This window comes from Bradyrhizobium sp. SZCCHNS1050 (genome assembly GCF_032484785.1).
Taxonomy (GTDB): Bacteria; Pseudomonadota; Alphaproteobacteria; order Rhizobiales; family Xanthobacteraceae; genus Bradyrhizobium.
This window is the reverse complement of the sequence record NZ_JAUETR010000001.1, coordinates 960,768-971,567: the sequence shown is the minus strand read 5'-3', so window position 1 is coordinate 971,567 and position 10,800 is coordinate 960,768. Positions and strand designations below refer to the sequence as shown.

Genomic DNA, 10,800 nt, shown 5'->3' with positions numbered 1-10,800 from the left:
GCGATGGGGATCCAGGGAACGATACTGGTCGTGGATGACGAGGTCCGGTCGCAGGAGGCGCTGCGCCGCGTCCTCAACCAGGACTTCGAGGTCTTGTGTGCCGGCAACACGAACGACGCCGAGAAGCTGCTCGAAGGCGAGATCGTGCATGCCGTGATCTGCGACCAGCGCATGCCGCAGGAATCCGGCGTCAGCTTCCTGAAGCGCGTGCGCGAGATGTGGCCCGACCCTGTCAGGATGATCATCTCCGGCTATTCGGACTCCGAGGACATCATCGCCGGCCTCAACGAGGCCGGCATCTATCAGTACATCACAAAGCCCTGGCAGCCGGATCGCCTGATCGAGATCGTCCGCGAGGCCGTGCAGTTGTACCGGCTGCAGAAGGAGACGGAGACCGCCGGCGTCGACGTGAAGGCCACGCCGGCCCACATCAAGAAGGTGGTGTCGGTCAAGCGCGGCGCCGCCAAGCAGCTCTATGATTTCGACCGCATCGTGCATTCGGCGGCGAGCCCGATGCGCAACGTGATCGAGCTCGGCCGGCGCGCCGCCGACTACGACATCTCGGTCTTGATCACCGGCGAATCCGGCACCGGCAAGGAGCTCCTGGCGCGTGCGATTCACTATGGCTCTGCGCGCGCCACCAAGGCCTTCGTGGTCGAGAATTGCGGCGCGCTACCCGATGAGCTGCTCGAGAGCGAGCTGTTCGGCTGCAAGAAGGGCGCGTTCACCGGCGCCTATCAGGACCGCATCGGCCTGTTCGAGGTCGCCGACGGCGGCACCATCTTTCTCGACGAGATCGGCGAGACATCCCCCGCCTTTCAGGTCAAGTTGCTGCGTGTGCTGCAGGAGAGCGAGATCCGGCCGCTCGGCGCGCAGCGCGTGCGCCAGGTCGACGTGCGCGTGGTCGCTGCCACCAACCGGGATCTCGAGGCCGAAGTCGAAGCCGGCCGCTTCCGCCGCGATCTGTACTACCGGCTCGCCGCGTTTCCGGTGCACATGCCGTCCTTGCGCGAGCGTCCGATGGACATTCCGCTGATCGCCGAGGGCGTGCTGTCGGCGGTGAAGACATCGTTCAACCGGCCGCATCTGCGGTTCGCACCGGCGGCGCTGGAGGAATTCTCCCGCTATCACTGGCCCGGCAATGTTCGCGAGTTGCAGAACGAGATCCAGCGCATGGCCGTGCTGGCCGATGCCGACGAACTGCGCTGTCCGCCGTTCGCCGGCCGGCGCAACGGCCGCCGCGCCGCGCCCGCGATCGCCAATGGCAAGCTCAACGGTTCCGGGAGCCTGAAGGACAGGGTCGAGGATCTTGAAAAGACCATCATCGTTCACTGTCTGGAGAAATATGATGGTAACATCAGTCGCGTCGCCAGCGAGCTCGGCCTGTCAAGGGTGGGGCTCCGGAACAAATTGTCGAGATACGATCTGAAGAAACATGGCAAAGGCCACTCACTCTCCTGAGTCCGGGGCTGACACGCTGCTCAAGCTTATCGCGAGCAGCAGCACGCTCGAACTCGACAGCGAGCGCGAAGGCGTGTGGATCGAAGTGATCCGCAAGATGGACGAGGTCTATTCCGACCTGCTGCGCTACGAGGTCGATCTCGAGCACAAGAACGCCGAGCTCGAGGAAGCCCAGGCCTTCGTCACCAACGTCATCGAGTCCGTCTCCGACATCCTGGTCGTCTGCGACGCCAGGGGCACGGTACAGCAGGCCAACTCCGCATTCCTGCAGACATCGGGACGGGCCTTGGCCGACATCGCCGGTCGCGATATCGCCGAGATGATCGATCCCGATCATCGGCCCAAGCTCGCCTCGCTGCTGAAGCCGCGCAGCAGCGCCGATGTGGTCGACGGTGAATTGCGCTTTGCCGCGGCAGCCGGCGTCAGCTCCGATCTGTTCGCGATCAACAGCTCGCCGCGGCATGACCATCGCGGCCGCTTCATCGGCGTCGTGCTGACGGGCCGTCCGATCGGCGAGCTGCGCCGCGCCTATGAGGCCCTGCACAAGGCGCATCAGGAGTTGCAGCGGGCGCAGCGGCAATTGGTCGAGCAGGAGAAGATGGCGAGCCTCGGCCGGCTCGTCGCCGGCGTGGCCCACGAGCTGAACAATCCGATCAGCTTCGTCTATGGCAACATCCACACCCTGATGCGCTACCGCACCTCGCTGGTCGGCTATCTCGATGCCATCCATGAGCAGCCGGTCAGCGAGGACATCGCAGCGCTTCGCTCGGATCTGAGGATCGACGCCATCCTCGAGGATTTCGGGCCGCTGATCGACGGCACGCTGGAAGGCGCGGTGCGCATCAGCGAGATCGTCAAGAACCTGCGCCGCCTGTCGTTCTCGAAGCTCGGCGAGGTCGAGCGCGTCAACATCGAGCGACTGATCAATACCGCCGTGCTGTGGGCAGGGCGCACCAAGCAGCATCGTGTCGACATCCAGATCGAGGTCGAGCCGGATCTGTGGATCTTGGGCAACGAAGGCCAGCTGCATCAGGTGATCGTCAACCTCGTGGAGAACGCGATCGACGCGATGCGATCGACCGACCTGCCGCGCCTTCTGGTCGCGGTGGCGCGCCAGGGCAGCGAGATCGCCTTTCGCATCACCGATAACGGCCCGGGCATCGACAAGGATCATCTGACCCACATCTTCGAGCCGTTCTTCACCACCAAGCGCGTCGGGGAGGGGACGGGGCTCGGGCTGTGGATCAGCTACGGCATCGTCCGCGAGCACGGCGGCGAGCTGTTGGCCAGCAACGAGCCGCAGGGCGGCGCCACGTTCTCTTTCAGCTTGCCGGCGGCTTGACCATAGCGGCGGCGCTGCTGCCGACGCTGAAGTGGGATGCTGGGTATCCCTTCGAAACGATGCTGGGGTTCCTGACGGCGGTGCCGTCGGATGTTGCGGGCAGAAGCCAAGCCCGAGGTGATCAGGACGCCGTTGCGACCGGCACGCGCTCGCGCTGATTGGTCAACCGCGCCAGCAGCACGGTTGCGGTTCGCGTGATGTGCTGCCTGGCAAGATCCTCGGCTGTCTGCGCATCGCCCGCGATCACCGCCCGCAGGATGTCCTCATGCTGATCCCAGATCCGCCGCGGCGTCTCGTCGCGCATCAGCACCTCGCCCATCAGCCGGCGCAGATGCAGCCAATGCGGCAGGGTGGTGTCCTGGATGACGGAGTTGCCGGAGATCTCGTAGAGGAATTCATGAAACCTGACGTCGGCCTCGATCAGCTTCTCGACCGAATGCTCGCGCTCGGCGCGCCGGCCCTGCTCGATCAAATTCGGGCCTTCCTCGGCCGCTCGCTTGGCGCCGCGGGTCGCCGCGAGCCGGCAGGCGAGGCCCTCGGCGACCGCGCGTATTTCATAGAGGTTGCGGATGAAGTCGGTGTCGATCGGCGCGACTTCCAGGCCGCGGCCCGGCGCCTCGCGCACAAAGCCCTGATTGCGCAGCAGCAGCAGGGCCTGCTGCACCGGCTGGCGCGAGACGCCGAGGTCGCGGGCCAGATCGTCCTGGATGAGGCGGGCAGATTCCGGCAACTCCCCGCCGACGATGTCGGAGAGAATGCGCTCGTAGACGCGTTCGGTCAGGCTCGGCTGGGTCTTCAGCGGCGGCACACGGCCTCCACGGGATCAGGTGTGATGTCCGGTCGCGAATGCGAGGCTGCCGTGCCGGAGCCCAGCGCTCGCATTGCGGCCGCTGTCGGTTTGAACGGAGTCATAGCGGGAATTTCCGCGCAGTGAGCGTCCGCCGCTGCTTGGACTTGCTGTCCTGCTGGATTTCGAGGTGATGGATGAACACGCTGGCCGCGCGCGAAATGTGCTCCCGGCTCAGCCGTTCGGCCTCGGCGCTGCGGCCCTCGATGACGGCTGCAAGAATGTCCTCATGCTCGTCCCAGACCATCCGTGACATGCTCTGCTCCTTCTGCAGCACGTCGGACATCACCCGCTTCAGGCACGGCCAATGCGGTGCCATCGTCTCGCCGATCAGCGCGTTGCCGGAGAGGTCGCCGAGGAAGCGATGGAAGGCGATGTCGGTCTCGATCTTGCGGTTGACGAGCCCGCTCTTCACCGCCTCGTAGCCGGCCGCGATGTAGGCCGGACCTTCGCGCGCAGCGCGATCGCTCGCCCGCTCGGCGGCCAGTCGCGCCGCGAGGCCTTCGAGCACTGCCCGCATCTCATAGAGGTCCCGGACGAAGCCGGGGTCGAGCGGCGCCACGATCAACCCGCGGCCCGGCGCGCTCTGCACCAGCCCGCAGCCGCGCAGCAGGATCAGCGCCTGCTGAACCGGCTGGCGCGACACTCCGTAAGCCTGGGCCAGATCGTCCTGGATCAGCCGCGAGCCCGGCGCGAGAACGCCGCTGACGATCTCGTCAGTGATGGCTTCGACGACCTGGTCGACCAGAGAGGGAGCGGCGGGCACGATTCGCATGGGTCATCACGTTTTGCCGGACATTAGCATGTCAAGACAGAAAATCCATTTGCGACGTATTCGAATTCAGAGTACGAATTCAAAAAAGGGCGCCGCCCTAGGGCAAGTTAAAGAGGCGGCCATATAGGGGAGGGACTCCGTTGTCGGAAGATCCGACCAGTCTGGAGCGCGATCAGGTTTGGTCCGCGCGCTCGGAGGGCAGCGTGCGCGCCGGCGTGATGCCGGCGGTCTCGCGCGCATTGCTGGCGGCCTCTGTGGCGTCGGTTGCAGCGATGGCGCCTGCGCTCGGGGTGGCCGGAGAAGGCCTGACCCTGTCGGATGCGTGGGTGCCGGCGGCGCCCGAGGTGGGACGCGACATCCCGTTGCTGATCACGATCAAGAATGACACGACCGCGCCGGAAGCCTTGATGCGCGTGCGTTGTCCGATCGCAAATTTTTCGGAGCGGCACACCGTCGACCGCGGCGAAGGCGCGCCGGCGATGCGCTCCATTCCCAACATTCCAATTGCCGCGGGCAGCACGCTGGTGCTGCTGCCGACCGCCTATCACGTGATGCTGCTGCAGACGCGGGAGCCGCTCGAGCCAGGCAAGCGCTTCACCTGCACGATCGTGTTCCAGAAAGCAGGATCCATCGAAACGGAGGTCGAGGTTCGCAAGTCCCCTTGAAGCGTGTTTGTCGCCTGCTGCCCTCCGCCGTCGCGCTTGGCGGAGCGGTATTCGCTCCAACTCATAATCAATATAATGGGAGAAGGAAACGATGAGGACTAACGTCAGGTCGACCCTGCGGGCGGTGCTGCTGGCCAGCGCAGCCTTCGCCTGTTTCCAGCTTGCATCGCCGGCGCAGGCCGCCGACGAGATGACCCCCGAACGGCTTCTCAACGCCGACAACGAAGCCGGCAACTGGCTGCACCATCATAAGAACTACTCGGGCACACGGTTCTCGGCGCTGAGGGAGATCAACAAGGATAACGTCAAGAACCTGAAGGTCGCCTGGACGATGCATCTCGGCGGCGTCGAGGGCGGCGGCATCTGGAGCCACGGCGGTCTCGAAGGCACGCCGATCGTCGAGAACGGCATGATCTACGTCACCGACGGCTGGGGCTCGGTCTACAAGATCGACGCGCGCGGTGGCAAAGGCCAACTGGTCTGGAAGATGGATCCGAAGACGGATCACGACTGGGCCGGCGCCATCGCCTGCTGCGGCGTCGACAATCGCGGCGTCGCGCTGTGGGGCAATCTGGTCATTTCGCACACGCTCGACGGCCGCCTGATCGCGACCAACAAGGAGACCGGACAGGTCGCCTGGCAGCGCCAGGTCGCCGATCCCGACAAGGGCGAGGTCATCACCGGTGCGCCGCTGATCGTGAAGAACATGGCGATCTCGGGCGTGGCCGGCGCCGAATACGGCATCCGCGGCTGGATCGCGGCGACCGATCTCGGCACGCAGAAGGAGGTCTGGCGCACCCACACCATTCCGGGGAAGGGCGAGCCGGGCAGCGAGACCTGGAAGGACAGCAACGACGCGGCCGCGGCCGGCGGCGGCTCGACCTGGGTGACCGGGACCTACGACCCGGCGACCGACACCATCATCTGGGGCGTCGGCAATCCCGGTCCGGACTGGGACAACGCCTATCGTCCGGGCGACAACCTCTACACCGACAGTTCGCTGGCGCTCGATGCCAACACCGGCAAGATCAAGTGGCACTATCAGCACACGCCGAACGATCCCTTCGACTATGACAGCGTCGCCGAGAACGTCTTGGTCGATGTGCCCGCGCCGAACGGCTCGACCCTGAAGCTCGCGCTCGAGGCCGACCGCAACGGCTTTGCCTATGCGATCGACCGCACCAGCGGCAAGTTCATCTGGGGCCTGCCCTTCGTCAAGAAGGTGACCTGGACCAAGGGGCTCGATGCCGAGACCGGCAAGCCGATCGAGTATGATCCGAAGAACCCGGTGCAGCGCTACAATGCGTCGGTGTCGCCGCATCGTGAGAACAAGGTCGCGGACATCTGCCCAGGCAACATGGGCGGCAAGAACTGGCCGCCGACCTCGTACAATCCGGACCTGAAGCTCTGGTACATCCCTGTCATCGAGAGCTGCAACCGGATCACCGTGGAAGAAGCGACCAAGGACAAGCTGAAGCCGCGCGAGTTCTGGACCGGCGGCGGACCGAGCCAGCCGTTCAAGATCACGGGCAGCGTGACCGCGATCGACGTCACCACCGGCAAGATCGCCGGCAAGATGGAGACGCCGTTCCCGAATCTCGGTGGCATGCTGTCGACGCCCGATCTCGTCTTCACCGGCCAGCCCTCGGGCGAGGTGATGGCGCTCGATGCCAAGACCCTGCAGAAGCTGTGGGAGTTCAACACCGGTGGCGGCGTCAATGCGCCTCCCGTGACGTTCTCGGTCGACGGCAAGCAGTATGTCGCGATCCTGGTCGGTCTCGGCGGCGCCTGGGACAAGTGGTTCATCGAATCCACGCCCGAGCTGAAGAAGATCCAGCCCGGCTCGATGCTCTACGTCTTCTCGCTGTGAAGTCGGCTGCGGAGCGGAGGCATGGCCTCCGCTCCGCCTCCTATCCCCTGTTCGACAAGAAGATCAGATGAAACTCAGTGCGATCACGTTCGCCGTGACGTCGGCTCTCGTCCTCGGCTCCGCTTCGCTCGCGTTGGCGCAGTCCGCGGCGCCGGCGGATCCGACCGAGGCCGGCAAGGCCGTGTTCAAGCGCGCGAACTGCGTCGGCTGCCACAAATGGCACGGCAATGGCGGTGGTGGCTATGGCGGCGACGCGCTGTCGCTGCGCAGGACGCAGCTCACTCGTGACCAGATCATCGAGACCGTGACCTGCGGCCGGCCCGGGACGGGCATGCCGTACTTCGCGCGCGGCTCCTATGACACGGCGAAGTGCTACGGCATGAGCCGCCAGGATGTCGGCGAGCGCATGCCGCCGGAAGGCGGCGTGTTCCTGCGGCCGAACGACATCGAGGCGGTCGCAGACTACGTGCTCGCGCACATCAAGGGGCGCGGCGAGCCGACCTACGACGAGTGCACCGCCTTCTTCGGCAACACGTCGCGGGTCTGCGATATCTACAAGGCGAATGCCACCAAGCCTGCAAGCGAGCCATCGAAATGAAGCGGTCGACCTGCGCTGCGATCTTCGCCACGTTCGTGCTGTCGTTCGTGATGCACGCGGCCTCCGCGCAGGCGGTGCCGAACTACGATCTGCGTGACATCACCGTCGGCATGCCGGTCGGCGACCTGCCCGATCAGGGCTATGTCAATCTGACTTGCGCCAAGGATCCGAATCGCAAGCTCAATGCGTGGTCGGCATGGCGCGACTGTCCCGCGGACGAGCAGGCGCGGCACGCGGTGCGCTTCGATTTCGATCCGGCGACCAGCCAGGACGGCACAAAGGTGGCCGGTCATCCCGTGCTGCTGACGGTCCTGGTCGACGACAAGGGCACCGTCACCGGCCTGACGATCGAGACCGATCCGAAGGCGCGGCTCTATATTCGCAAGAAGGCGTTCCTGCTCGGCAACCAGGTGAAGTCGCGCTATGGCGCCGAGGGCTGGGAGTGCAAGGAGCAGCAGCCGACCGCAGGCGAGCAGCCCGTCGGGGGCGTGTTCCTGCGCGAGGTCTGCAAGAAGACGGTGCCCGGCCGGACCCTGACGGTCGAGCGCGAGCTGTTCCGCAAGCCGGATCAGGACGCCAAGAGCTTCGTCGATCAGACGCTGGTGCGGATCACCAAGGATATCAACTAATCCGCCGCCGACCTTCATCGCGCTCCGCTGGAGGCGCGCGCCAGTCGGCGTCGTGAACCCGGTTGCCGGGAGGAAACGACGATGAGGGATCTCTTGAATTTCGGGCAGATGCTGTCGGCCCATGCGCGCATGTCGCCGGAGCGCACCGGTGCCCGAGATCTCGAACGTGCGATGAGCTTTGCGCTGTGGAACGAGCGCGCGTGCCGGCTCGCAAACGCGCTGCTCGGGCTCGGCCTTGCCAAGGGCGATCGGGTTGCGATCCTTGCCTACAATTGTGTCGAATGGTGCGAGATCTATGCAGCCACGGCCAAGGCCGGCCTGGTGGCGCTGCCGATCAATTTCCGCCTCACCGCGCCCGAGATGCAGTTCATCGTGCAGAATGCCGAAGCGGCCGCTGTCATCGTGCAGGACGAACTCGTGGGCCTGGTCGAGGAGACGCGCAAGGATCTTGGCATCGCCGACGACCGCTTCATCCACTTTGGCACCAGGCCGCGTCCGGCAGGCTATCGCGGCTACGAGGACGTCATCGCCGCGGCTGCGGACCGCGAGCCGGACCAGCAGGTCGCGCTGTCCGATCCCTGGACGTTGATGTACACCTCGGGCACCACCGGCAAGCCCAAGGGCGTGCTGCGCAGCCATCGCAGCGCCGTCCTCTTGTCGATGGTCACCGAGATCGAACTGAAGCTGAGCCGCAACGACGGCGCGCTGCTGGTGATGCCGATGTGCCATGCCAATTCGCTGAACTTCTTCGGCGCGTTCGGCTATATCGGCGGCGTCAACTCGATCTATTCGCGCAAGAGTTTCGATCCCGAGCACGCCGTGACGACGCTTGCCGATGGCGGCTCCACGTTCACGTCGCTGGTGCCGACTCACTACATCATGATGCTGGATCTGCCGCGCGCGGTGCGCGCGCAGCATGATTTCAGCGCCGTCACCAAGCTGATGATCTCCTCGGCGCCGGCGCGCCCGGAGACCAAGCGCGAGGTGATGGAGATGTTTCCGAAGTCCGGGCTCTATGAGCTGTATGGGGCGACCGAGACTGGCTGGGTCACCATGCTGCATCCGCATGAGCAGTTTACCAAGCCCGGCTCGGTCGGGCGCGAGTGTGTCGGCGCCGCACCGATCCGCATCCTCGACGAGGCCGGCCACGAGGTGCCGGACGGCGAGGCGGGCGAGCTCTATTCGTCGAACGCGCACACCTTCGACTGCTATTGGCGCCTGCCGGAGAAGACCGCGGAGGCGTTCCGCGGTGACTATTGCTCGGTCGGCGACATGGCGCGCCGCGATGCCGACGGCTACATCCATCTCGCCGACCGCAAGAGCAACATGATCATCTCGGGCGGCGAGAACATCTATCCCTCCGAGGTCGAAGCGCAGGTCGGCGCGCATCCTGGTGTCAAGGACATCGCCGTGATCGGCCTGCCCGACGACAAATGGGGCGAGCGCGTTCATGCCGTGATCGTGCCGCGCGACGGCATGGCGGTGAAGGAGGGCGATCTGGCCGAATGGGCGAAAGAACGGCTCGCCGGCTTCAAGCGGCCGCGCTCCTACGCCTTCATCACCGACGCCGAGATGCCGCGCAACGCGACGGGCAAGATCCTGCATCGCGAGCTGAAGAAGAGATTCTCGCAGTGAGTCGCTGCAATGGCTTACGGTCTGATATGTAGTTGCGATGCAGGCCGTCCTCAATTCCGCCCTTCCGATCTTCGCGCTGATTCTGACCGGATTCCTGTGTGGCTGGTTCGGCGTGTTCGATCGCACCGCGACCGACAATCTCAACCGTTTTGCCGTCTATCTGGCGCTGCCGGCGCTGATCTTCACCGCGATGTCCAAGATCGGCGTCGAGCAGGTCAGCCAGTTCGGCTTCATCGGCGCGTTCTGCGGCGGCATCGCCGCGACCTTCGCGACCGGCTTCGTGATCAGCCGTCTGCGCGGCCGGCGCATTGCGAACGCCAGCATCGAGGGGCTGGACGCCGGCTACAGCAATGTCGGCTTCATGGGCATTCCGATGTGCCTCCTGGTGTTCGGTCCGGACAGCGCGCCGGCCTCGATCATCGCCACCCTGTTCACGGCCTGCGTGCTGTTCCTGTTCGCGATCGTGGTCGTCGAGATGGATCTGCAGAAGGGCGCCACGCTGGGCGCGACGGTCGCCAAGGTGGCGCGTTCGCTGCTGACCAGCCCGTTGTTCATCGCGCCCGTCGCCGGGCTCGCGGTCGGCCTCAGCGGATTCTCGCTGCCGGCGCCGTTCCTCAGCTTCACGACCTTGCTCGGCGGCGCAGCCTCGCCGGCCGCGCTGGTCTGCATCGGGCTGTTCCTGGCACAGGAGCGCGTCGCGACGCGCGATGCGACCTCGATCGCCATCCTCGTCTCGCTGAAGCTCGTGATGCAGCCGGCGGTGACCGCGCTGCTCGCCTTTTACGTGTTCTCGATGCCGCCGCTGTGGTCGCATTCGGCCGTGATCCTGAGCGCGCTGCCGATCGGCTCGGGACCATTCACGATCGCCAAGCTCCACGGCCTGGAGGCCGGCGTCACCTCCGGCTCGATTCTCGTTTCGCACATCTTCGCCGTCCTCACTGTCTCGCTGCTCGTGGCCTGGCTTGCGCCGGGCTGATC

The 10,800-nt window shown here is 65.3% G+C and carries 10 protein-coding genes; 8 read left to right on the top strand and 2 right to left on the bottom strand.

Features of this window, described 5'->3' with window-relative positions; genetic code table 11:
- The first annotated feature begins 3 nt into the window (after positions 1-3).
- Together QX094_RS04560 and QX094_RS04555 are read left to right on the top strand one after the other, a co-directional pair.
- On the top strand, positions 4-1,461 hold the full coding sequence (locus QX094_RS04560; protein WP_315713484.1) for a sigma-54 dependent transcriptional regulator: 1,458 nt from the start codon (positions 4-6) through the stop codon (positions 1,459-1,461).
- Positions 1,436-2,803 carry a sensor histidine kinase gene (locus QX094_RS04555; protein ID WP_315752381.1) on the top strand — a complete coding sequence of 456 codons (1,368 nt, stop codon included), beginning with the start codon at positions 1,436-1,438 and terminating at the stop codon, positions 2,801-2,803. Before QX094_RS04560 ends, QX094_RS04555 begins: the two co-directional genes overlap by 26 nt.
- A 121-nt stretch (positions 2,804-2,924) precedes the next feature.
- Here QX094_RS04555 and QX094_RS04550 read toward each other — a convergent pair whose 3' ends face one another.
- Both QX094_RS04550 and QX094_RS04545 read right to left on the bottom strand, forming a co-directional pair.
- Positions 2,925-3,611: a GntR family transcriptional regulator gene (locus QX094_RS04550; RefSeq protein ID WP_315825303.1), complete on the bottom strand. Its 687-nt coding sequence runs from the start codon at positions 3,609-3,611 to the stop codon at positions 2,925-2,927.
- Positions 3,612-3,711: 100 nt separating this feature from the next.
- Positions 3,712-4,425 (bottom strand): GntR family transcriptional regulator, encoded by a 714-nt coding sequence (locus tag QX094_RS04545; protein WP_315713481.1) that lies wholly within the window; start codon positions 4,423-4,425, stop codon positions 3,712-3,714.
- A gap of 140 nt (positions 4,426-4,565) precedes the next feature.
- Here QX094_RS04545 and QX094_RS04540 point away from each other — a divergent pair, with 140 nt between their 5' ends.
- From QX094_RS04540 to QX094_RS04515, 6 genes are all read left to right on the top strand, one after another.
- Positions 4,566-5,090, top strand: a complete 525-nt coding sequence (locus QX094_RS04540) for a copper chaperone PCu(A)C (protein ID WP_315769220.1) — start codon at positions 4,566-4,568, stop codon at positions 5,088-5,090.
- A gap of 91 nt (positions 5,091-5,181) precedes the next feature.
- Positions 5,182-6,960: a PQQ-dependent dehydrogenase, methanol/ethanol family gene (locus QX094_RS04535; RefSeq protein WP_315769218.1), complete on the top strand. Its 1,779-nt coding sequence runs from the start codon at positions 5,182-5,184 to the stop codon at positions 6,958-6,960.
- Between the two features lie 67 nt (positions 6,961-7,027).
- Positions 7,028-7,558, top strand: coding sequence for a c-type cytochrome (locus QX094_RS04530; RefSeq protein WP_315713478.1), 531 nt, complete (start codon positions 7,028-7,030; stop codon positions 7,556-7,558).
- Positions 7,555-8,187 carry a hypothetical protein gene (locus QX094_RS04525; RefSeq protein ID WP_315713477.1) on the top strand — a complete coding sequence of 211 codons (633 nt, stop codon included), beginning with the start codon at positions 7,555-7,557 and terminating at the stop codon, positions 8,185-8,187. The genes QX094_RS04530 and QX094_RS04525 overlap by 4 nt, the downstream gene beginning before the upstream one ends.
- A gap of 81 nt (positions 8,188-8,268) precedes the next feature.
- Complete coding sequence (locus QX094_RS04520) at positions 8,269-9,822, top strand: AMP-binding protein (protein WP_315713476.1); 1,554 nt, start codon at positions 8,269-8,271, stop codon at positions 9,820-9,822.
- Positions 9,823-9,859: 37 nt separating this feature from the next.
- Positions 9,860-10,798, top strand: a complete 939-nt coding sequence (locus QX094_RS04515; protein ID WP_315769215.1) for an AEC family transporter — start codon at positions 9,860-9,862, stop codon at positions 10,796-10,798.
- Positions 10,799-10,800: the final 2 nt, after the last annotated feature.